At 33.9% G+C, this 675-nt stretch carries 1 protein-coding gene; it reads right to left on the reverse strand.

Annotated elements, in window-relative coordinates; genetic code table 11:
* On the reverse strand, positions 1-450 hold a 450-nt coding region (locus tag ACQY5W_RS13180), incomplete at its 3' end, for a hypothetical protein (protein ID WP_428025434.1).
* Positions 451-675 lie beyond the last annotated feature (225 nt).

Genomic DNA, 675 nt, shown 5'->3' on the forward strand with positions numbered 1-675 from the left:
GAAAAATGTTTCACTATCGGTTTGCTCTACATCAACATTAATTGTGGACAAATCAGGTGCATCAAAATTATATTCATCGTGAGTGTTCACAACACCAAAATCATTACCTTTTCTCTCATTTGCAGAAGTTGTTGGCGCAAGATCAGTGGATAATTTTAACACTTCATGTGACATTATAAGCACTTCATTCTCTTCCGTATAGTCCTCTTTGTTTTGTGCATTGTCCTGCAAAATGTTAGGCATAGAAGAAGATATAATAGGGATATGTTCTGCTAAATCATGTTGATAAAACTTTTCCCTCATAAGTATTTTCATATCTTTCCAAGTTTGGGGTTTATCCAAAACACACAAGTTCTCCCACCAAGTCAAAGCACAAGAGGTTAAAAAACTAACAACAACATTGATTTTTCTCCTATCACACATACGATATTGTGCAATTTTTTTATCCATTATCATTTCCCAATCAAGATATGCATCCATATTGAACCCATTATAAGAAGGTTGAATTTGAAGATTTTTGTCATTACTGAATAAATTATCCTTTTATTGGGTGTGCATATTTATAGAATCATTCATCACTTGTAGCATCTCTCGAAAATCATTACAGAGACCACTTTTGTTGCTACACGTGTCCTTCCCTGCCATTGTTAGTGCAAAATAGGAGATAACACCAAA

This window comes from Arcobacter sp., assembly GCF_050300555.1.
In the GTDB taxonomy this organism is placed as follows: domain Bacteria; phylum Campylobacterota; class Campylobacteria; order Campylobacterales; family Arcobacteraceae; genus Arcobacter.